The 20,848-nt window shown below is 64.4% G+C and carries 24 protein-coding genes and 4 tRNA genes; 12 read left to right on the plus strand and 16 right to left on the minus strand.

Annotation, left to right across the window (positions count from 1 at the left end; translation table 11 throughout):
* The first annotated feature begins 83 nt into the window (after positions 1-83).
* Complete coding sequence (locus VIM95_RS01940) at positions 84-1,799, plus strand: proline--tRNA ligase (RefSeq protein ID WP_331982361.1); 1,716 nt, start codon at positions 84-86, stop codon at positions 1,797-1,799.
* Positions 1,800-1,816: 17 nt separating this feature from the next.
* A complete protein-coding gene (locus VIM95_RS01945; protein ID WP_331982364.1) occupies positions 1,817-2,443 on the plus strand; it encodes a lytic transglycosylase domain-containing protein in 627 nt (208 codons plus the stop codon).
* A 60-nt stretch (positions 2,444-2,503) separates the two neighbouring features.
* Here VIM95_RS01945 and VIM95_RS01950 read toward each other — a convergent pair whose 3' ends face one another.
* Complete coding sequence (locus VIM95_RS01950) at positions 2,504-3,076, minus strand: TetR/AcrR family transcriptional regulator (protein ID WP_331982367.1); 573 nt, start codon at positions 3,074-3,076, stop codon at positions 2,504-2,506.
* 359 nt (positions 3,077-3,435) lie between these two features.
* Here VIM95_RS01950 and VIM95_RS01955 point away from each other — a divergent pair, with 359 nt between their 5' ends.
* The 7 genes from VIM95_RS01955 (at position 3,436) to VIM95_RS01985 (ending at position 8,470) form a co-directional block, all read left to right on the plus strand.
* The gene (locus VIM95_RS01955; RefSeq protein WP_331982370.1) at positions 3,436-3,804 is read left to right on the plus strand and encodes a hypothetical protein; all 369 of its coding nucleotides are present in this window, start codon (positions 3,436-3,438) and stop codon (positions 3,802-3,804) included.
* 15 nt (positions 3,805-3,819) lie between these two features.
* Positions 3,820-4,473, plus strand: coding sequence for a Crp/Fnr family transcriptional regulator (locus tag VIM95_RS01960; RefSeq protein WP_331982374.1), 654 nt, complete (start codon positions 3,820-3,822; stop codon positions 4,471-4,473).
* 154 nt (positions 4,474-4,627) lie between these two features.
* Positions 4,628-5,140, plus strand: coding sequence for a glycine zipper 2TM domain-containing protein (locus tag VIM95_RS01965; RefSeq protein ID WP_331982377.1), 513 nt, complete (start codon positions 4,628-4,630; stop codon positions 5,138-5,140).
* A gap of 36 nt (positions 5,141-5,176) precedes the next feature.
* On the plus strand, positions 5,177-5,413 hold the full coding sequence (locus VIM95_RS01970; RefSeq protein ID WP_331982380.1) for a PepSY domain-containing protein: 237 nt from the start codon (positions 5,177-5,179) through the stop codon (positions 5,411-5,413).
* A 27-nt stretch (positions 5,414-5,440) separates the two neighbouring features.
* A complete protein-coding gene (locus VIM95_RS01975) occupies positions 5,441-6,112 on the plus strand; it encodes a response regulator transcription factor (protein ID WP_331982383.1) in 672 nt (223 codons plus the stop codon).
* 46 nt (positions 6,113-6,158) lie between these two features.
* The gene (locus VIM95_RS01980; RefSeq protein WP_331982386.1) at positions 6,159-7,511 is read left to right on the plus strand and encodes an ATP-binding protein; all 1,353 of its coding nucleotides are present in this window, start codon (positions 6,159-6,161) and stop codon (positions 7,509-7,511) included.
* Between the two features lie 131 nt (positions 7,512-7,642).
* A complete protein-coding gene (locus VIM95_RS01985) occupies positions 7,643-8,470 on the plus strand; it encodes a class I SAM-dependent methyltransferase (protein ID WP_331982389.1) in 828 nt (275 codons plus the stop codon).
* A 12-nt stretch (positions 8,471-8,482) separates the two neighbouring features.
* Here VIM95_RS01985 and VIM95_RS01990 read toward each other — a convergent pair whose 3' ends face one another.
* Positions 8,483-9,010, minus strand: coding sequence for a TlpA disulfide reductase family protein (locus VIM95_RS01990; RefSeq protein ID WP_331982392.1), 528 nt, complete (start codon positions 9,008-9,010; stop codon positions 8,483-8,485).
* Positions 9,011-9,238: 228 nt separating this feature from the next.
* The gene (locus tag VIM95_RS01995) at positions 9,239-10,210 is read right to left on the minus strand and encodes a zinc-binding dehydrogenase (RefSeq protein WP_331982395.1); all 972 of its coding nucleotides are present in this window, start codon (positions 10,208-10,210) and stop codon (positions 9,239-9,241) included.
* Positions 10,211-10,318: 108 nt separating this feature from the next.
* On the opposite strand from VIM95_RS01995, the gene VIM95_RS02000 reads away from it, so the two are divergent.
* Positions 10,319-11,197 (plus strand): LysR family transcriptional regulator, encoded by an 879-nt coding sequence (locus VIM95_RS02000; RefSeq protein WP_331982398.1) that lies wholly within the window; start codon positions 10,319-10,321, stop codon positions 11,195-11,197.
* 184 nt (positions 11,198-11,381) lie between these two features.
* Here VIM95_RS02000 and VIM95_RS02005 read toward each other — a convergent pair.
* From VIM95_RS02005 to VIM95_RS02025, 5 genes are all read right to left on the minus strand, one after another.
* A tRNA-Glu gene (locus VIM95_RS02005) sits at positions 11,382-11,457 on the minus strand.
* Between the two features lie 43 nt (positions 11,458-11,500).
* Positions 11,501-11,576 (minus strand) — tRNA-Ala (locus VIM95_RS02010).
* A 66-nt stretch (positions 11,577-11,642) separates the two neighbouring features.
* Positions 11,643-11,718 (minus strand) — tRNA-Glu (locus VIM95_RS02015).
* Between the two features lie 46 nt (positions 11,719-11,764).
* Positions 11,765-11,840, minus strand: a tRNA-Ala gene (locus VIM95_RS02020).
* A gap of 87 nt (positions 11,841-11,927) precedes the next feature.
* The gene (locus VIM95_RS02025) at positions 11,928-12,716 is read right to left on the minus strand and encodes an outer membrane protein assembly factor BamD (RefSeq protein ID WP_331982401.1); all 789 of its coding nucleotides are present in this window, start codon (positions 12,714-12,716) and stop codon (positions 11,928-11,930) included.
* Here VIM95_RS02025 and rluD point away from each other — a divergent pair.
* The gene (gene rluD, locus VIM95_RS02030) at positions 12,715-13,692 is read left to right on the plus strand and encodes a 23S rRNA pseudouridine(1911/1915/1917) synthase RluD (protein WP_331982404.1); all 978 of its coding nucleotides are present in this window, start codon (positions 12,715-12,717) and stop codon (positions 13,690-13,692) included. The two genes, VIM95_RS02025 and rluD, sit on opposite strands and share 2 nt — an antisense overlap.
* Entirely contained in the window at positions 13,689-14,432 is a 744-nt protein-coding gene (gene pgeF / locus VIM95_RS02035; protein ID WP_331982407.1) for a peptidoglycan editing factor PgeF, read from the plus strand. The genes rluD and pgeF overlap by 4 nt, the downstream gene beginning before the upstream one ends.
* Before the next feature lie 67 nt (positions 14,433-14,499).
* Here pgeF and VIM95_RS02040 read toward each other — a convergent pair whose 3' ends face one another.
* From VIM95_RS02040 to VIM95_RS02075, 8 genes are all read right to left on the minus strand, one after another.
* Positions 14,500-15,006, minus strand: coding sequence for a DUF3299 domain-containing protein (locus VIM95_RS02040; protein ID WP_331982409.1), 507 nt, complete (start codon positions 15,004-15,006; stop codon positions 14,500-14,502).
* A 77-nt stretch (positions 15,007-15,083) separates the two neighbouring features.
* Positions 15,084-15,350, minus strand: coding sequence for a PepSY domain-containing protein (locus VIM95_RS02045; RefSeq protein WP_331982412.1), 267 nt, complete (start codon positions 15,348-15,350; stop codon positions 15,084-15,086).
* Between the two features lie 39 nt (positions 15,351-15,389).
* Positions 15,390-16,628, minus strand: coding sequence for an ABC transporter permease (locus VIM95_RS02050; protein ID WP_331982415.1), 1,239 nt, complete (start codon positions 16,626-16,628; stop codon positions 15,390-15,392).
* On the minus strand, positions 16,625-17,275 hold the full coding sequence (locus VIM95_RS02055; protein ID WP_331982418.1) for an ABC transporter ATP-binding protein: 651 nt from the start codon (positions 17,273-17,275) through the stop codon (positions 16,625-16,627). Before VIM95_RS02055 ends, VIM95_RS02050 begins: the two co-directional genes overlap by 4 nt.
* 119 nt (positions 17,276-17,394) lie before the next feature.
* Positions 17,395-18,306: a metal ABC transporter substrate-binding protein gene (locus tag VIM95_RS02060; RefSeq protein WP_331982421.1), complete on the minus strand. Its 912-nt coding sequence runs from the start codon at positions 18,304-18,306 to the stop codon at positions 17,395-17,397.
* 58 nt (positions 18,307-18,364) lie between these two features.
* Positions 18,365-19,237, minus strand: coding sequence for a metal ABC transporter permease (locus VIM95_RS02065; protein ID WP_331982424.1), 873 nt, complete (start codon positions 19,235-19,237; stop codon positions 18,365-18,367).
* A 9-nt stretch (positions 19,238-19,246) separates the two neighbouring features.
* The gene (locus VIM95_RS02070) at positions 19,247-20,101 is read right to left on the minus strand and encodes an ABC transporter ATP-binding protein (protein WP_331982427.1); all 855 of its coding nucleotides are present in this window, start codon (positions 20,099-20,101) and stop codon (positions 19,247-19,249) included.
* A gap of 109 nt (positions 20,102-20,210) precedes the next feature.
* A complete protein-coding gene (locus VIM95_RS02075; RefSeq protein ID WP_331982430.1) occupies positions 20,211-20,702 on the minus strand; it encodes a Fur family transcriptional regulator in 492 nt (163 codons plus the stop codon).
* Between the last annotated feature and the right edge of the window lie 146 nt (positions 20,703-20,848).

Here is a 20,848-nt window from a genome sequence, read left to right on the forward strand (position 1 = left end):
GCCGCTCTGCCAGCCAGGGTAGGCAGGCGTGGCAGCGCGCTTAGCGCGCGATATTGACGACCTGATTACCGAGCAGCCAGCCGATGCGCACCTCGCAATTCTTTCTCTCCACGCTCAAAGAAGCCCCCAACGAGGCCGAGCTGCCCAGCCACAAGCTGATGCTGCGCGCCGGCCTGATCAAGAAGCTCGGTTCCGGCCTCTATACCTGGATGCCGCTGGGCCTGCGCGTGCTGCGCAAGGTCGAGGCCATCGTCCGCGACGAAATGAACCAGTCGGGTGCCCTGGAGCTCCTGATGCCGGCCATCCAGCCGGCCGAGCTGTGGCAGGAGAGCGGCCGCTGGGCGGTGTTCGGCCCACAGATGTTGAAGATGAAGGACCGGCATGATCGCGACTTCTGCTTTGGCCCTACCCATGAAGAAGTCATCACCGATATCGCCCGCACCGAGATCAAGAGCTACAAGCAGCTGCCGCTCAACTTCTACCAGGTACAGACCAAATTCCGCGATGAGATCCGGCCGCGCTTTGGGGTGATGCGGGCGCGCGAGTTTGTCATGAAGGACGCCTACTCCTTCGACGTGGACTTCGCCGGCCTGGAGAAGTCTTACGCCACCATGTATCGCGCCTATAGCAATGTGTTCACGCGTCTGGGGCTGCAGTTCCGTGCGGTCGCGGCCGATACCGGTGCGATCGGTGGCGATGGCTCGCATGAATTCCATGTCCTGGCCGATTCCGGCGAGGATGCGCTGGCCTACTGCCCGACCAGTGACTTCGCCGCCAATGTGGAGCTGGCAGAGGCCCTGGCACCCGCTGCCCCGCGCGCCGCTGCCGTAGAGCCGCTGCGCGATGTGGACACCCCCAAGCAGACTACCTGCGAGGCGGTAGCCGAGCTGATGGGTATTCCGCTGCAACGCACCGTCAAGCTGATCGCCCTGATGGCCGGCGAGCAGTTGCATATCCTGCTGCTGCGTGGCGACCACAGCCTCAATGAGGTCAAGGTGGGCAAGATCGAGGGTCTCGCCGACTTCCGCTTTGCCAGCGAGGAAGAAATCCGCGCCTTCTTCAACTGCCCCCCTGGCTTCCTGGGCCCGGTCGGCGTGGACCGCAGCAAGGTGCGCGTGATCGCCGACCGTACCGTGGCGGCCATGAGCGACTTCGTGGTCGGCGCCAACAAGCCCAAATTCCACACCGCCGGCGTCAACTGGGGCCGTGATCTGCCTGAGGCTGACGTGGTGGCCGATATCCGCAATGTCGTGGCGGGCGATCCTTCACCGGATGGCAAGGGCGTGCTGGAGATCTGCCGCGGTATCGAAGTGGGCCATATCTTCCAGCTGCGTACCAAGTACTCGGCTGCGCTGGGTTGCAACTACCTCGACAGCGAAGGCCAGCTCAAGCCCATGGAAATGGGCTGCTATGGTATTGGCGTCAGTCGCATCGTCGGTGCTGCCATCGAGCAGAACTTCGACGAGCGCGGCATCAAGTTCACCGCCGCCATGGCACCCTTCACCGTGGCCATCGTTCCGGTGGGCTACCAGCGCTCCGAGGCGGTCAAGGCTGCAGCCGATGCGCTCTATGCCGAACTGCGTGGCAAGGGTGTGGACGTGCTGCTGGATGACCGCAACGAGCGACCCGGTGTGATGTTTGCCGATATGGAACTGATCGGTGTGCCGCATCGGATCACCATCGGCGACAAGTCGCTGGCCGAGGGCAAGGTCGAGTACGTGTCGCGCCGCGATGGCACGACGGAACTCGTGGCCCAGGATGCGGTCAGTGCCTACCTGTCTGGCAAGCTGGCCGCTTGAGGCCTAGAGTTGGGGTTATGCGTCGCTTAGTCATTGTTTCCATGCTGTTTTCCGCTGCGTTGCCGGTGCTTGCCGGCGCGCAGAAGGAAGAGGCTTTGTCGCTCTCGGTGGCGACGGCCATGCAGCGTTCGATCAATGACAGCGTCGCGCCCCGGTTGGTGTTCGCCAATCCGGCCGAAGGCGATGCCTGGCTACGCGAAATGTCCTCCCGCCTGAAGAAGAAGATTCCCGACGACTTCATGCGCGAGAAGCTGCTGACGGCGATCCATTACGAAGCGACCCGCGCGGGGCTCGACCCGCAGATGGTGCTTGGCTTGATCCAGGTGGAGAGTGGCTTTCGAAAGTACGCCATCTCCTCGGTCGGTGCCCGCGGTCTGATGCAGGTCATGCCTTTCTGGCAGCGCAGCATCGGTAGCAGCGAGCACAACCTGTTCGACATGTATACCAATCTGCGTTTCGGCTGCACCATCCTGCGTCACTATGTCGATATCGAAAAGGGTGACCTCTACCGTGCTCTGGGCCGCTACAACGGCAGCCTGGGCCAGCCGGAGTACCCCAATATGGTGCTCGGTGCCTGGAAGTCGCAATGGAGCTGGCAGGGTGGCGGCGGGGGCTTGCAGGCCGTAGCCTACCCGTCGCGCTGAACCTGGCCGGGGCGGACAACAAAAAACCCGTCGAGAGGCGGGTTTTTTGTTGTCCTGCGCTTACTTCTTCAGGATCAGCTCAAGCATGCGGTCGGCCAGTTCCGAAGGGCTGCTGTTGCCGTCCGGCTTGTACCACTGGATGGTCCAATGCAGCCCGCCCAGCAACAGCTTGCGCAAGAGGCGGGTGTCCTGGTGCACCAGGCCCGCAGCGGCGGCCTCGTCGAGCACCAGTTGCCAGTCGCGCTCATAGGCATCGCGCAGCTTGATCAGCTCGGCACGCGCCTTGTCCGACAGGCTGGGCCATTCGTAGAGCAGCACCGAGAGAGCGCCCTTGTCGTCGCCGAGCAGGGTGTCGAGGTGAACGCGGCACAGGGTCTTGAGCCGGTCGAGCGGGGTCTTGGCGTTGGCCAGCGCCTCTTCGGCGCGGTCGGTCAGGTCGCCGATGCCTGCCGCCATGACGGCCACCAGCATCTCTTCCTTGGTACGGAAATGGTAGAACAGGCTGCCCGATTGCATGCCCACGGCCTGGGCCAGGTCGCGCACGGTGGTGCGCTCGTAGCCTTGTTCCTTGAACAGGCGGCTGGCGGCGGCAATCAGTTCGGCTCGACGTGTCTTCTCTTCTTGTGTGGTCATGGTGCTTTTCTTGGGTGGGCGATCGAGTGTTCGAATAATTGCGCATTTTATACGCAATCCCCCAGTCAAGCGCACGCTCGTCATTTCTGGCGCGTAGATGGGCCGCTTGTGGTCGCCAAGCCACAACCTTGGGCCTGAATCAGTGCTTGGCGAAATAGCGCGTGGCAGCCATAAAGTTGAAGCGGAGCTTGCCGATAAGTCAGGGGTACTTCGCCGGTTGCTTGGCAGCGGTAGGGAACAGGGGCCAGACCGCGGTGCCGCCAGCTGGATGTGAGTATTGCCAAAAACTGGCTTACAATTCTTAAACAACTTGAATAAAGCGTCCGAACACGATGACAACACGGATATTTTTGTTTGCCATGCTGCTGCTCGGTCTGACCGGTTGTGATCGTCTGTCCGAGCTGGCCAACCAGAGCAAGCTCAATGGCCGCGCCATCGGGGCATCCTGCCGTCATTCCGGCCGGGCGCTGGAGGATTGTTTTCAGCGCAATCCCCGTGTTTCCAAGGCCGACATCTTTGCCGGCTGGAAGGAAATGAACGAATACATGGCCAAGAACAAGCTGGAAATCGTGGCGCCGCCGCCGGATATGCCCAGCCGCAAATCCGAAGTGGCCACGGTCGAGATCGGTGGCGGAACCGAAGCCGATACGCATGCCGATGCCCAGGCCGAATCCGGCAAGAAGGATGCCGCCAAGCCTGCCGCCGGTGCCGAGAAGGCGCCTTCCTAACCGCCGGGTATGTCCATGATTGCGACCCTGAAGCAAATCCCCCTGTTCCACGGCCTCTCCGACGAGGAGCTGTCCCATATCGAGGCTTCGGCCACGGCCAAGACCTATCCCAAGGGCACCATCATCATCAATGAAGGGGATCCTGGTAGCTCCATGTTCCTGTTGATGCAAGGCCGTCTCAAGGTCTTTGTCAGCGATTCCAACGGCAAGGAATACGTGCTGGCCGTGCTGGGGCCGGGTGAATACGTGGGCGAGCTGGCGCTGTTGGACGACGAGCCGCGTACGGCCTCGGTCGAGACTGAAGAACAGAGCGCCTTCCTGGTCATCCAGAAGGAAGACTTTCTTTCGCTCCTGCACAACCACCCCAATATCCAGTTCAAGGTGCTGGTCAGCCTGGTACGCCGTACCCGGCAACTGACCGAGGCGGTCAAGAACCTGGCACTCAAGGATGTCTACAGTCGGGTCCGGCTGCTGTTCGAAGACCTGGCGGTCGAGAAGGAAGGCCACCTGCAGGTCGAAGAACCGATGACCCAGCAGGCCATTGCCGACCGGGTCGGTTCCTCGCGCGAGATGGTGGCGCGGATCATGAAGGAGCTGGTGTTCGGTGGCTATGTGCGGATCGAGAACCGTCGCCTCATCATCCTGCAGAAGATGCCTGAAGCGTTCTAGCAAGACTGAGTGGGTCGGCACTCAGCCCGCAGGGCGCGCTGGGCCTGGGTCGCAAGGCCCAAAGTGCGGCGCCTTGTAGCGCCGTCAATGTTCAGCTTCGGTTCACTGCCCCGCCCTCACACTGCGTCCATCCCTCACAGAAAGGATGTACGCCATGAACCGCCTCGTCATACTCTCCAGCCTGATAGCCGCAGGGTTTGCCAGCGCGCAGGCTGCCAGCTTTGAAGACACCGCCCGCGTCCGCAATGTGGAACCGCAATATGAGCGCATCAGCGTGCCGCACAAGGAATGCTCCAGCGAAGTGGTGACCGAGACCCGTCGTGTCGGCGGCGAGCGTAGCTACGGTGGTGCCGTGGTTGGCGGCGTGGCCGGTGCCATCGTCGGCAACCAGGTTGGCAAGGGCCACGGCCGTGAAGCGGCGACCGCCCTGGGTGCCGTGGTCGGTGCCTTGACCGGTGACCGTATCGACAACCGCGACAACCGGGTCGAGTACGAAGACGTCCCACGTGAAGTGCAGCGTTGCCGTACCGTCGAGGACTGGCAGAGCCGCGTGACCGGTTACCGTGTGACCTACGAATACCGTGGCCAGCAGTACACCACCACCACCCGCGACAACCCGGGCAGGACCATGCCGGTACGGGTGTCGGTCGATCCGCTGGTACCGTAGTACTATTCCCAACCTATCGTTCGCACAGGACCCACCATGCTGAAATTCTCCGCTCTGCTGGCCAGTCTGCTGATCGTCGTTGCGATGCCGGCCTGGGCCGACGTCAGCCGCGATGACGCGGCAGCCATCGCCCAGCGCGCGAGCAATGGGCGGGTGCTGTCGGTCGAGAAGGCGGAGCGCGAAGGCCGGCCGGTATGGCGGGTCAAGGTCGTGACCGCGCAGGGCGAAGTCCGGGTCATCTTTATCGACGTCGCCAGCGGCCGCCCGCTTTGAACCGAACTTGAGAAACGACCGTACATCATGCGACTGCTGCTGATTGAAGATGAGACCGCCCTGCGCCAGAGCTTGAAGAAGCAACTGGAGGCCGATGGCTACCGGGTGGATGAGGCGGCCGATGGTGAGGATGGCCTGTTCCAGGCCAGCGAATACCCGGTTGACCTGGCCATCGTCGACCTGGGCCTGCCCAAGCTGAGCGGCCTGCAGGTGGTCGAGCGGCTGCGTGCCGAGGGCCGGACCCTGCCCATCTTGATCCTGACCGCCCGCGGCAGCTGGCAGGACAAGGTCAAGGGCTTGGAAGCCGGTGCAGACGATTATCTGGTCAAGCCCTTCGAATACCCCGAGCTGGCCGCGCGCATCAAGGCGCTGCTCAGGCGAGCGCTCAAGGCCACGTCCGACGTGCTGAGCGTCGGTCCCCTGGCCATCGACTTCTCTGCCCAGCAGGCGCGCCTGCATGATGAGCCGATTGAGCTGACCACGTTCGAATACCGCATGCTGGAGTATCTGGTCCGTGAACGTGCCCGGGTGGTCAGCAAGCAGGAATTGTCCGACTACCTCTACCCGCACGATGAGGACCGCGACAGCAATGTGCTGGAGGTATTGATCGGCCGCCTGCGTCGCAAGTTGGACCCGGACGGCAGCCTCAGTCCGATCGAGACGCTGCGTGGCCGCGGTTATCGCTTTGTACTGGAATGAGCGCACGCCGGCAGCCAAAATCACTGCCATGGCTGGGTGAGCGGGCATGATCCGCTTGGCCGGCTGGTCTATCCGCACCCGGCTGATGCTGGGTGCGGCCGTCGTCTTGCTGGCCTTCCTGGCCGGTGCCGGTCTTGCCCTGCAGCGGGCCTATGCCGACAGCGTGCGTGACGCCCGCTACGAGCGGCTGCAAAGCACGGTCTACCTGCTGCTGGCGCGCGCGGAGCTCGACGCCAGCGGTGGTCTGATCATGCCGCTCTCGCTGGAGGAGCCGCGCCTCTCGCTGCCCAACTCCGGCCTTTACGCCAATATCTCCAACCCCAGCAGCCGCGAGGAGTGGCAATCGCCCTCCACCTTGGGGCTGCAACCTCCTTTCCCGCGCCGTTTGAGCGCGGGCGAGTGGCGCTTTCATGAGCTACGCAGCGGTGGCAAGGGTTATCTGGCCGCCGCCTATGGCGTGAAGTGGGCAGAAGGCCCGCGCGCCATGCCGCTGACCTTTGCCGTGGTTGAGGACGAGACCGAGTTCTTCACCGAGCTGGCGAGCTTTCGCCGCACGCTCTGGAGCTGGCTGGGTGGCGCGGGCTTCCTGCTGCTGGTCACCCAGACCCTGCTCCTGGGCTGGGGCCTGGCGCCGCTCAGGCGGGTCGCGCGCGAGATCCAGGGCATCGAGCGCGGCGAGCAGCCGCGCATCGAAGGCGTCTACCCTTCCGAAATCGCCGGGCTCACCGGCAATATCAATACCCTGATCGAGCAGCAGCAGTCCCGCCAGACCCGCTACAAGGATGCGCTGGGCGATCTGGCGCATAGCCTCAAGACCCCCTTGGCCGTGTTGCGCGGTGCGCTCGCCGAGCCAGCCGAGCTACCGGCCGTGGTGGCCCAGCAAGTGGCCCGCATGGATGGCATCGTGCAACACCAGTTGGGTCGCGCCGCGGCCAGCGGCTCGGTACGCTTTGCCCCCCCGCTGCTCTTGGCGCCCATCTTCCGACGCATCGTCGATTCGCTGGCCAAGGTCTATGCCGACAAGGCGCTGAGCTACCCCATCGACTGCGGAGCTGCGCTGGCCTGGCGTATCGACGAGGGCGACGCCTTCGAGGTCTTCGGCAACCTCTTGGATAACGCCGCAAAATGGGCGCGTGGTACGGTACAGATCAGTGCCAGGGTGGAGGGGTGGGTGCTCTATGTCCGTATCGAGGACGACGGCCCCGGCTTCAGCAACCCGGACGCTGCCCTGCAGCGTGGGGTTCGGCTGGATGAGCGGGTGCCGGGCCACGGGATCGGCCTTGCCGTAGTCGCCGACATCGTGGCGGCCCACGGTGGTCAGCTGACCCTGGATCGTGCCGCCGGCGGCGGTGCTCAGGTCAATATCCGGCTGCCTTCGCCACTGGTGGATTCGCGCTGAACCACCTGTCACCGCTGCGGTCCATGCCGGGCAAGCTTATCCAATCCAACACCAACAGGCTGGCGCAGGCCGGCGAGGAGGGGCAGATGCGGTATGCAAGACAAGCAGCAAGGTCCAAGGTGGCGCACGGCATGACGGTTGCGTTGCTGACGGTGACAATGGCACTACCGGCCTTGCCGGTACAGGCTGCCGATACGACGTCGAGCACGCTGACCCAGTCGCTGTCGCCCATCCTGGCCGGCAATTGGCGCTCCGAGAAGAACCGCGCGCGCGACGTCTACCGCCACCCGGCCGAGACCCTGGCCTTCTTTGGCGTTCAGCCCGGCCAACACCTGATCGAGATCACCCCGGGTGGCGGTTGGTATACCGAGATCCTGGCGCCGCTCCTGAAAACGAGTGGCAGCTATACCGCTGCCATCGTCAGCCCGGAGCGGCTGGAGGGGCAGAACCGCGAATACTATGAAAAAGCGCGCAGCGGCCTCGCGGCCAAGCTGGCCGGCGACAGTGAGCACTATGGCAAAGCCAGGGTGGTGGAGTTCGACGTCGCCAAGCCCAGCTTTGGCGCCGCCGGCTCGGCCGACGTGGTGCTGAGCTTTCGCAATGTCCACAACTGGGTAGACGCCGGTAACGAGAAGGCCTACTTCAAGGCCTTCTTCGAGGTGCTCAAGCCCGGCGGCGTGCTTGGCATCGTCGATCACCGTGCGATCAGCGGCACGCCGCTGGAGAAGTCGACCGGCTACCTGCCCGATAGCTATGTGATCCAGCTCGCCAACGAGGCTGGCTTTCAGCTGGCTGCCACAAGCGAGGTGAATGCCAACCCCAAGGACACCAAGAATCACCCCAAGGGTGTCTGGACCCTGCCCCCCACCCTGGCCATGGGTGATCAGGACAAGGACAAGTACCTGGCCATCGGTGAGAGCGATCGTTTCACCTTGCGCTTCGTCAAGCCGGCGCGCTAGGGGAGCGCTTCTCTAGCTACGGGCGCGCGCTGGCGTCACCGCCTGTCGGTGCCCCAGTGCGCAATAATCAAAGGCTTGGTTGAAGCGGGCCCGGTCCAGCTCGCCCAAATTGGCCCAGCAGCGGCTGCGATCAGGGTTGAGGATGATGGTGAAGGGCATGGCCACGATGCCGTTGCCAAAGCTACGCAGCAAGGGGCGCGGGTCTTCCGGCGCCAGCAGGTTGGTGAAGGACAGGGCGTTGTCGTCCAGTAGCTTGAGGGCGGCGTCGCGGGAGTCCAGGGCCACGCCCAGGAAGCGGACCTCTGGGTGGGCCAGCGCCAGTTGCGAGAAATAGCGCAGCTCACCCAGGCAAGGCGCGCAGCCATTGGTCCAGAAGTTGACCACGGTCGGTTTGGCCGGCTCGGCGCTAAGACGGAAGGCCTGCTGGCTGCGCAACTCCGGCAGCGCCAGCTCAAGCTTGGGTGGGGCGCTGACCGGCGCAGCCAGCGCCAGATTGGCAAGGCAGGCGAACAGCAGGGAAAAGCGCTTGGTGCGGGGCATGGCAAACTCGGTCGGGCAGCGACAGTCGCTAAGACTGCAGCAAGGTCACGGCGTTCGCCAATCTCGCCGCTTACTCCAGTTGCAGTTCCGCGGTCCGTCCGGCAGCCGTTTGCGTCCATCCTGCACCATCCTATGCCGCCTGGGAAGCCAGGCCTCGGCGCCTTCACCACTGCCGTCCCGGCCCTGCCTCGGCAACTAGGGCGCCACCGAAAGGTGGTGGTGATACGGTTACACGACGACGACCAGCTTTCCGCCCGCCTCGTTGGCCTCCATCAATCGATGGGCCTCGGGAAGGTCCGACAATCCGAACACCCGCGCTGGCCGTCCCTGGTACTGCCCTGTGGTGGCGAGGTCGACGATCTGCTGCATAGGCACATCCGCCAATTCGAAGCCCGGCTGGCCGAACATAAAGCTGCCAAAGAAACTCAGTTGCACGCCGCTGGGCATCTGGCTGAGCGGGTCGAAGTCGGCCAAGGGTGCCAGGCCGCCCAGAAAGCCGGCGAGGCATACGCGGCCACCGCGACGGGTGGCGCGCATCGAATCGAGCAGGGTGGTGTTGCCGATCAGGTCCAGGACAGCATCGGCCTTGCCTGGCCAGCCCTCTGCGCCAGCCAGCTCGCCGATGGCGGGCAACACCTGGTGGGCGCCAAGCTGGCGCAGGCTGTCTGCGCGATCAGGCCGGCGCGTAGTTGCGATCACCTCGGCCCCTAGCTGTGCCGCGATGTCGATCGCAGCCTGGCCCAAACTGGCAGAGCCGCCACGTACCACCAGGCGTTGGCCCGGCTCAATCGCGAGATTGCGATGCAGGCAAGTCCAGGCCACCGCATAGGCTTCGGGCAATGCAGCCAACCTGTCCCAGTCGAGTGAGGTCTCGATCGGCAGCACATTGCTGGCCGGCACTGCGGTGTACTCGGCATAGCTGCCGGCGAAGCTACGGCCCATTCCACCCATCATGGCGACGACGGTCTGCCCGCTGCACAAACGCCCCGAACCGTCCTCCACGACCGTCCCTACGCACTCTATGCCGCTGATGACGGCGACGTCGCCCCAATCTCCGCGCCGCATATACAGCTCGGCACGGTTCAAGCCGAAGGCCCTTACTTGTATCAGCACGGTACCCGGCCCAGCGCGGGGTGTGGGCACCTCCATCACCGACAATTGCTCCGGACCGCCATATTGCTTGCGTACGACTGCTTTCATGCGAATCTCCCAGGGTTGGAGATTCCATGCTATCTATGTGGAAAGTAAGTTTAAATTACTTAGTTTCTACAAAGATTGATGTATTTATAAACAATGAATGAACCTACCTTGCTGCAGCTGCAATGTTTCGAGGCCCTGGTCGACGCGGGCAGTTTCGCGGCTGCCGCGGCCCGCCTCAACCGTACCCATCCGGCCGTGCATGCAGCCGTCAGCGCGCTGGAAGATCAGGTAGGCATGGCGCTGTTGGACCGTGCTGGCTACCGTGTAGCGCTGACGCCGGCCGGCGCCGCCTTTCGGGAGCGAGCCGTTCAGTTCCTGCGGCAATATGACGATCTGCGGCGCAGCGCCGCGCAGCTTGCTGCCGGCGACGAGCCCGAGCTGCGTGTGGTCATTGGCGACCTGTGTCCGTTGCCCGAAACGCTGGGCGCACTGCGACGATTTTTCGCGACCTGTGGCACGACCCGGCTCATCCTGTTGTTCGAGGCGATCGGCGGGCCTTGGGAGCGCCTACGCAAGGGCGAATGCGACTTGATCTTCCACCACTTGGACCGCCCCTCGCCGGAGTTTGAGACGATCGCCCGCTTACCGGTGGAGTTGGTTCCGGTCGCCGCGCCTGGCTTCGTGAGCAATCGCCCTGCGCGTCCGTTGGCGCCGGAAGACATGCGCCCCTACATGCAATGCGTTATCCGGGATACCAGCCACGAGCGCGGCGGCGGCAACTACTACCTGATCGAAGGAGCACGCAGCTGCAGCGTGCCGGACCAGCTCATGAAGCGGGAGTTGATTGTTCAGGGTCTCGCCTGGGGCCATATGCCAAGGCACTTGATTGCGGACGACCTGGCGGCAGGCCGCCTGGAATCGCTGGAAAGTCCGCAGCTTCGCGGCACCAGCTTGCCGCACTACGCCATCCGTCGCCGGAACGTGGCGCATGGCCCGGTCGCGCAGCGCCTATGGGCACAGTTGCAAGGTGACGTCGCGGGTGAATGACGGGCCGCGTTGCAGGAGGCGTGATGGGCCACGCAGCGACCGGATCAGACAGGGCGGGGCGATTTCTTCGGTGTGCGCTTGGGGTGCCCCGGGTCTGTCCGGATGGGGATAGCGCAATGCTGGCCGCGGGCCGGGGCGGGAAAACAAAAAAGGACACATTGCTGTGTCCTTTTTTGTTTCTTACTGGCGTCCCCACGGGGATTCGAACCCCGGTAGTCACCGTGAAAGGGTGGTGTCCTAGGCCTCTAGACGATGGGGACTTCAACTGCTGATCAACCGGTAGAGGACCGATCAATCGTCTTTTGGTGGAGGTAAACGGGATCGAACCGATGACCTCTTGCATGCCATGCAAGCGCTCTCCCAGCTGAGCTATACCCCCAAAAACTGCAATGACGGCATTTTCTGCCATCGCCCGGATGAATCTGGTTGATCATCCAGGTGATACTGGCGTCCCCACGGGGATTCGAACCCCGGTAGTCACCGTGAAAGGGTGGTGTCCTAGGCCTCTAGACGATGGGGACTTCAACTGCCGATCAATCGGTAGAGGACCGATCAATCTTAATTCTGTGGTGGAGGTAAACGGGATCGAACCGATGACCTCTTGCATGCCATGCAAGCGCTCTCCCAGCTGAGCTATACCCCCACTTGGCCTCTCGCTGCGATGTTGCTGCGGCGAAGAGACGCGCATATTAAGGAGGTTCTTTCCGCTTGTAAACCCCCTTTTATGCAATTACCAGAGTTTCCACCACGGGGCCTCGGGGAAAACGTCGGCCTCGGTCAGTTTGCTGTCCGGATAGGTCTTGGTCAGCACGCGCTTGGCATCGTCACGCAGCTCGGTCTGGCCCAGCTTGTCGTAAGAGGCCGCAAGGATCACCAGCGCGGTTTCAACCCGGTCAGTATGACCATAACTCTCCAGTACGGTCTTGGCGCGGTTTGCCGCCGCAAGGTAGGCACCGCGCTTGTAGTAGTAGCTGGCCACCAGGAGGTCATGGTCGGCCAGCGCCACCACCAGGAAGGCCATGCGGTCACGCGCATCCGGGGCATAGCGGCTGTCGGGGAAGCGGGTCACCAAGTCGCGGAAGGCTTCGAACGATTCCTTGGCGGCCTTGGGGTCGCGCTCGGCCATATTCTGCTTTGCAATGGCCGAGAACAGGGTACGGTCTTCAATGAAGTTCACCAGCCCGCGCAGATAGAGCGCGTAGTCCACGTTCTGGTGGGTCGGGTGCTGCTTCAGGAAGCGGTCGATCGCTGCCAGCGCCAGCGCCGGCTCCTGGTCCTTGAAGTTGGCGTAGGCGATCTCAAGGTCGGCCTGCTGAGCATAGCGGCCATAGGGATAACGGCTTTGCAGTGCCTCAAAGAGCTTGACCGAGCGGGTGTAGTTGCCGCTGTCGAGTTCCTGCTTGGCCTCGGTATACATCTGTTCGGCAGTGGCCTTGGCATCCTCGTCGGGTTTCTGGCCCAGGGAACTGCAGGCACCGAGCAGTAAGGCTGCGGCGAGGAAAGGTAGAATGCGCTTCATGGAACACTCCGATATCGAAGCCGACGATTATAACGATTCGGCCGAAACGCTACGCATAACTGTGCCGAAAGAGTTGGCCGGTGGCCGCCTTGATGCGGTATTGGCAAAACTGCTGCCTGATTATTCCCGCAGCCGGCTGGCCCGCTGGATAGACGACGGTGCGGTGCTGCTCGAGGGCAAGACCGCCACCCCCAAGACCAAGCTCTGGGGCGGTGAGGCCGTGACCGTCGAGGTGGCACCAGACCCGCAGGAAAGCGCCTTCCAACCCGAACCGGTGGAATTCCCCGTGGTGTACGAGGATGAATCCATCGTCGTCATCGACAAGCCGGCCGGCCTGGTAGTTCACCCAGCCGCCGGTAATTGGTCGGGCACCCTGCTCAATGGTCTGTTGCACCGCTATCCGGCCTTGGCCGGCGTACCGCGCGCCGGCATCGTACACCGACTGGACAAGGACACCAGCGGTCTGATGGTGGTCGCCCGTACCCTCAAGGCGCAAACCGAGCTGGTGCGCCAGCTGCAGGCCCGCAGCGTAAAACGCCACTACCTGGCCATCGCCCAGGGCGTGCTGGCCGGCGACGGTACCGTGGATGCCCCCATAGGACGCGACCCGCGCAACCGCCTGAAGATGGCGGTGGTGCCAGGTGGCAAGCCGGCCATCACCCATTACTCGGTATTGGAACGCTTTGCCCGCCATACCCTGGTCGAGTGCCGGCTGGAAACCGGCCGTACCCACCAGATCCGCGTCCATATGGACCATTTGGGGCACGCCCTGGCGGCTGACCCAGTCTATCGCGGCAAGCAATATGCCATCTCGGCCGCCCTGGCCGAGGCCCTGACCCGTTTCAACCGGCAGGCCCTGCACGCCGCCCGGCTGGCCCTGGTCCACCCCGAAAGCGGCCAGACCATGGAGTGGACCAGCCCGCTGCCGGCCGATATGGCGACCTTGCTGCAACAACTGCGAGAGGAAAAACCATGAGTGACTGGCTGGCACAGGCCATACGCCCAGATTGGCCGGTCCCTGGGCGGGTGCGCGCCCTGGCGACCACCCGGCTGGGCGGGCTCAGTAACGGCCCCTATGCGGGCCTGAACCTGGGCCAGCACGTGGGCGACGCGCCAGAGACGGTGGCCGCCAACCGCGGCTTGCTGCGGGCAGCGCTGCCGGCCGAGCCGGCCTGGCTGGAGCAGGTACATGGCATAGACGTGGCCGAGGTCGGCCCGGCGGGGCCTTCCGTGCAGCGCGCCGATGCGGCCGTCAGCCGCCAGGCAGGGGTCGTGTGTACCGTGATGACGGCGGACTGCCTGCCGGTACTGTTCGCCCGTGACGACGGTAGCGCAGTGGGTGCCGCCCACGCCGGCTGGCGCGGTCTCAACGATGGTGTGTTGGAAGCAACCATTGCGCAGCTGGGGGAGCCCGGTCGACTGCTGGCCTGGCTGGGGCCAGCTATTGGTCCAGGGGCTTTCGAGGTAGGTGACGAGGTCCGCGCTGCCTTTATGGCACACGACGCAGCGGCCGAGGCAGCTTTCCGGCCCGGCAAGGCGGAGGGGAAGTGGTGGGGGGACCTCTATCTGCTGGCGCGCCAGCGCTTGGCGGCGGCCGGTGTGCTGCAGGTCTACGGTGGCGGTCTCTGCACTGCCTCCGATGCCGAGCGCTTCTATTCCTACCGGCGCGACCGTACCACCGGTCGCATGGCCACGCTGATCTGGCTGGCGGACTGAGCCGTAAAGGACGTAAAGAAAAAGGCGACCCGCGGGTCGCCTTTCTCATACCTGCTACCGGCCACGCTCAGTCGAGCTGCTTGGCATCGCTGACACGGTAGTAGAGGCCCATGGGGTCGTTCTTCAGCAGCTCGAACTTGCCGGTCAGCGCCACCGCCTCATAGCCGAACTTGATTGGCTTGCTGGTCTTCACCTCGATCACCTGGTCCGGCCCGCCAGGCAGGCAGAAGGCACAGGTGGGCGGGGTAGAGGTCAGGATAAAGTGGTTTTGGGCCTCGCCCATGCCCAGCGGCAACATAAAGCCCTGCAGCTTCACCACCTTCTTGTCCAGCGAGACGATGCTCTTGTCGAACTTGGGGGTGAAGCTCTGGCCCTGTGGCACGGCCTCCACCAACGCCAACGTCTTCCAGGAGATAAAGCCGGCACGGTCTGCCACGGCGGGGCCGGCAGCTGGCGTCACGCCAAAGGCGGCGCCACCGACCGGCGCGGGGCCGGCGGGCAGGCTCATGGGGTCGGCTGCCTGGGCGGCGAGGCCCAGGCTCAGCAGGGCGGCGGGGAAAAGACGTAGCAACATGGCGCAGCTCCCGGCAAATTCGTTGATGTGTAGATTGTATTCGACTGACACGGGCCAGGGTGGTTCGTAACCCGAATTTACTTCTTGGCCTCGGGGCGCGGCTCGAGCGTGATCGGGTTGAGGATCCACTCGAAGCGCTTGCCGTCCTTGGCTACCCCGCGTACCTCGTAGCACTTGTGGTGGACCTCGGCGTTCTTCACGCTATGGCCTGCGTCCTCGGCCTTCTTGATGGCGGCCGAAAAGGGCTGCCACTTGCTGGTCGGCTCCTCGGTACAGGGGGTCTCATCGTGGGCCATTACGGCACCGGTCAGGCTCAGGGCAATCAGGCTCAGGGTCAGGCGCATGCTCGTACTCCTAGTGTGGGTAGCAGAGGGGGTCGGCGATTAACGTTCAGACAGCACCGTGCCGATATCGGTGCGGTAGGCCTGGATGGCCGGCAGGAGCGACGCGAGAATGCCCACGCCTAGCGCCAGCAGCGCCAGCCAGCCTTCTTCGGGCACCCAGTAGTGGCCGGTCAGGGTCAGGCCGGGGGTCAGCCCGCTGCGGCCTGCCCATTCGGTCACCAGATGGCCGGCCAAGAGGCCCAGCGCCGCGCTGCCCACGGCCAGCAGCACCCCTTCCAGCAGGACCGCGCTGAAGAGTCGCAGGCGGGTGCTGCCCAGAAGGCGCATGACCGCCAGGTCATAGCGGCGCTCCTTGAGGGTGGTGTAGAGCGCTACGAACAGCGACAGCCCGGCTGAGACGATCAGGATCAACGCAAAGGCGCGGAAGGCATCGAGCCCAAAGCCGACGATGTGCAGGAGGCGGGCCGATTCCAATGCCGGCGAAGCAGCCTGCATATTGGTGTTGGCATTGATCTGTCGCGGCAGGGCCAGTACCGCCAGCGGCGTCTTGTACTTGATCAGGAGGGCGGTGATCTCGCGCGGCTTGCCATCCTCCTCATCATCGGCCGGTTTTGCCGGTGCCAGTGGGTTGGCCTGCTGGTAGACCGGGTTGGTGCTCTCCTGGCCTTCGTGCAGGTCCCAGACGCTTTGCAGATCGGTCAATACCAGGTCATCAATGATGGTGCCGGTGGGGGCCAGAATGCCAACCACCTGGTACTTGTTGTCGTCGTGCAGATGGCCGCCAGCGGCGAGGCCGTGTGAGCTGGCGAACTCCTGGCCCAGCTGGAGCTGGCTCTTCTTGGCCACATTGGCACCCAGCACGGCTTCCATCGACACCGACCAGAGCTTGCCACTGGCGAGCTTGCCGCCATAGAGGTCGATATAGGCCGGGGTTGTGCCGACGATGCGGTAACCCAGGAGGTTGTCACCCAGTGCCAGCGGTACGGTGCTCTCCACCAAGGGGTGCTTGGCGAGCTTGTCGGCCTCGCGCTTGGGGATGTTCCCGGGAGGGATGTCGGCGTGATAGACGGTAGAGAGGATCAGCTGTAGCGGGCTGCCTTTGGCGCCGACCACCAGGTCTATGCCCTCGGCGGTGCGCATGAGCTTGTCCTGCATCTGGGCGTTGAACAGCATCAGCATGGCAATGGTGGCAATGCCCAAGGCCAGCAGGATGGCATTGAGCGCGGTATGCAGCGGCCGCGCGGCGAGCTGCTTGAGAGAGAGGCGGACGATATTCATGCGGCCTGCTCCTTGCTCACACCAAGCGCGAAGCGCGTCTCGAAACGGTCCTTGACGCGGCTGTCGTGGCTGGCCACCAGCAGGCAGGCGCCGGCTTCGTCGGCCACTTTTTGCAGCAGGCTAACTACCGCTTCGGCGGCATCATCATCCAGGCTGGCGGTGGGTTCATCGGCCAGCAAAAGGGCGGGCCGGTTGACCACGGCCCGGCCTATGGCCACGCGTTGGGCCTGCCCTTGCGAGAGCTGGTGCGGTTTGCGGTTGCCCAGGCCAGCCAGGCCCAGCTCGTGCAGCACCGCCTCGATGCGCTGGCTGTCCTGCGGCAGATGGGCAAGGTATTGGGCCAGGCGCAGATTGTCGGCGACGGTCAGGCTGGCGATCAGGTGCGGGCGTTGTGGCACAAAGCCGACCTGGCGGCCGCGGAAGGCGTCGAGCTTGCCGGGCGGCAGTGCGCCGAGGTCCTGGCCCGCCAGGCTGACCTTGCCGGCACTGGGGCGCAAGAGGCCACCCAACAACGAAAGCAGGGTGGTCTTGCCGCTGCCGGAAGGGCCGACCAGCACGGCGCGGCCACCCTGGGCCAGCGACCAATCGGGGAAGGCGAGTTCAGCGCCGCCGGGGTAGCGGTGGCGCACGCTATCGAGTTGGAACACGTTGTGGACTCACAAGGTGGGTGCAGAGAAAGATGGAGGTGTCTGAAGCCGCGCCAACATGCCAGCCAGAACTTAAAAGCAGCTGAAATTCGGCTGGTGCGCTGGGCATGCAGTCTGGCTCAGTTCTGTTTCATGCCGGCGACCAGGGTGGCTATGTTGTAACGCATCATCGCCTCGTAGCTCGCGGCCGGGCCGTCGGGGCGCGACAGCGCATCCGAGTAAAGCCGGCCGCCAGGCTTGGCGCCGGTCTCGCGGCTGATCTGCTCCAGCAGCCTGGGGTTGCTGATGTTCTCGACAAAGATGGCGCGTATGCCCTCGCGCTTGGCCTGCTGGATCAACTGGCCGACCGCCTTGGCCGAAGCTTCCGCCTCGGTGTTCATCCCCTGCGGTGCCAGGAAGGTAATGCCGAAGTGCCGGCCCAAGTAGCCAAAGGCATCGTGCGAGGTGATCACCCGCCGCTTTGCTGAAGGTACGCTGGCGAACTGTTGTTGCGCCCAGCTGTCGAGCTGCTGCAAGGTCTGCCGGTACTGCACTGCCCGCTGGCGGTAGTAGGTGGCATTGGCCGGGTCGGCTGCCGCCAGACCGTCGGCGATATTGGCTACATACTGCTGTACCCGCGCTGGGTCCTGCCAGGCGTGCGGGTCGAGCTTGCCGTGATCGTGACCATGGCCATGCTCATGCCCTTCGTCCTCGGCCATCTGCTCGGCCTGGATCTTGTCGCTGGCGACAACACGGGCACCGCGGTAGCGGCTGGCGGTGATCAGCCGCTCCATCCAGCCCTCGAAGCCCAAGCCATTGGTCACCAGCAGGCGGGCGCCTGCCAGCGTCTTGCCATCGCGCGGGCTGGGTTGGTAGACATGGGCGTCGCCATCCGGTCCCACCAGGGTACGGACCTCGACCTTGTCGCCACCCACCTGGCTGACCAGGTCGCCCAATATGCTGAAGGAAGCGACCACGGGCAGTTTGTCGGCCGCCGGAGCGGCCAGGGCTAAACAGGCCAGGGAACCAGTGAGCCAGAGCGGGAGTTTCATGCGGGTCGACCAAAGGTAAGAGGGTGGAACGGTGCGGGGTAGGTCGACTGCAGCATGCTCAGGCTTCCAGATGGGCGCGGCCCAGCCAGCTGCGCAGCATGCCGCCGCGCGTACCGGCGGCCAGCGAGATGAAATAGGCGATGCCGGCAGTCAGGATGATGCAGGGGCCGGACGGCAGATCGGCGTGATAGGACAGCAAGAGACCAACATAGGCGGCCAGCAGGGCGATCAGGAGGGCAATGCCCAGGAGCGCCGGCAGCTCTTTGGCCCACAGCCGGGCGCTGGCGGCCGGCAGCATCATCAGCCCCACCGCCATCAAGGTACCCAGTGCCTGGAAGCCCGCCACCAGGTTGAGCACCACCAGGATCAAAAAGGCGAAGTGTGCCCAGGCGCCGCGCCCGCCCATGCTCTGCAGGAATTCGGGGTCGAAGCTCTCCACCACCAGGGCGCGGTAGATGCCGGCGAGGACCAGGAGGGTGGCGCTGGCGACCATGGCCAGGAATGCCAGGGCCGTGTCGTCCACCGCCAGCACGGTGCCAAAGAGAATGTGCATCAGGTCGACGTTGCTGCCCCACTTGGAAACCAGCAGCACGCCACTGGCGAGCGAGACCAGGTAAAAGGCGGCAAAGCTCGCATCTTCCTTGAGCCTGGTCGCGCGGGTGACGAGGCCGGCGGCCAGGACCACCACCAGGCCGGCGATCAGCCCGCCTATGCTCATGGCGGTGAGCGAGAGGCCATAGACGATAAACGCGATGGCGGCGCCGGGCAGGATGGCGTGGCTCATGGCGTCGCCCACCAGGCTCATGCGGCGCAGCACCAGGAAGAGGCCAATAGGCGCGCAACCGAGCGCCAGCGCCAGGCAGCCCACCAGGGCGTGGCGCATGAAGGCGAAGTCGGCAAAGGGTTGCCAGAGCAGTTCGTAGGGAGTCATACAGCCTAATCAGTGATCGTGCAGGGCGTGGTCGTGCGGCGTATCGGCCGGTGGTGGCAAGCTGTCGCGGTGGCAGACCGGGGCGTCATCGTCCCAGCTCACTGCCACGCCGTTGGCGCGCGCCAGCCGGGCAGGGGTCAGCACCTCGGTGGTCGGCCCCCAGGCGATACACTCCTTGGCCAGCAGCAAGGTCTGCGGGAAGTGGCTGCGTACCTGTTCGTAGTCGTGCAGCACCGCGATCACGGTGCGGCCCTCGGCACGCCAGCCGGCGACCACGGCCAGCAGGTCGGCGGTGGTCTTGGCGTCCAGCGCGGTAAAGGGTTCGTCCAGGAGGATCACGCGGGCGTCCTGCAGCAGCAGGCGCGCGAACAGCACGCGCTGGAACTGGCCGGCGGAGAGCTCATCCAGTGGCCGCTCGCCCAGGCCGGCCAGGCCCACCCGGGCCAGCGCGTCCTGCGCCTGCTGGCGCAGGCCCCGGCTGATGCGGCCGAACCAGCCCGCACCGCGCCAGGCACCCAGCAGCACGGCGTCCTGCACCGAGAGCGGAAAGTCGCGGGTGATGGCTGCCTGCTGCGGCAGGTAGGCAATATCGCGTGGCTTGAGGCCGCCCAGATCGAGCTGACCATGGTTGGGCTTGAGCAGTCCGACCAGGGCCTTGAGCAGCGTGCTCTTGCCGGCGCCGTTGGGGCCGACGATGGCGGTCGCCTCGCCAGCCAGGAAGTGGCCGCTGACATGGTGCACCACCGGATGGCGGTGGTAGGTCAGGGTCAGATTGTCGAGCCGTATGGCCGCGTCCGTGGCTGGGACGTGGCTGTGGCCATGGTGGCCGTGTTGATCATGAGCGTGATGGTGCGCATGGCTCATGCCGCATCTCCCATCGCCCACCAGACGGCGGCCCACAGGAGGGCCAGCAGCGGCAGTACCAGCAGGATGCGCTGCAGGGCGGAGAGGGCGATCAGTCGCAGCTCGAGCTTCATGCCTTGCCCTGCTGATCGGTGCTGCGGCAGTCCTGGCACAAGCCCTTGACCTCAATATCCTGCGCAGCCACGCTGAAGCCGAACTGGGCAGCATCTTCCGCCAGGCGGGCCTCCAGGCGTTCATCGCTGAGCTCCTTGACCGAGTGGCAGCTATCGCAGATCAGCATCACACCGTGGTGCGGGTGCTCAAAGTCGCGGCAGGCCACGAAGGCGTTCTTGGAATCAAGCTTGTGGGCGAGGCCCGCCGCCACCAGAAAGTCCAGTGCCCGGTACACCGTGGGCGGTGCGGCGGTCGGCTTTTGCTTCTGGATCTCGGCCAGCAGGTCGTAGGCCTTCATCGACCCCGGTGCTTGCAACAGCAGGGCCAGTACCTCGCGGCGCTGCTCGGTCAGCTTTTCACCGCGGGCGGCGCACCATTGCGCAGCAGCGGCAAGGTCGTGCTCGAGGTCACCGGCATAGTCGTGGGCGTGGGTATGGGTGTGTGCCATGGATCAAATGTTATAACGTAACGTTTTGGCCGGCAAGCCGACATGACGATCGGCAGGGTTCAGGCTTGCTCGGTAGGTGGCGTGACTTCGGCCTCTGCCTGCTGCGCCGCCAGGTACTTGGCGCGGATGGCGCGGCGCTTCATCAA

The organism is Chitinimonas sp. (assembly GCF_036568685.1).
Classification (GTDB): domain Bacteria; phylum Pseudomonadota; class Gammaproteobacteria; order Burkholderiales; family Chitinimonadaceae; genus Chitinimonas.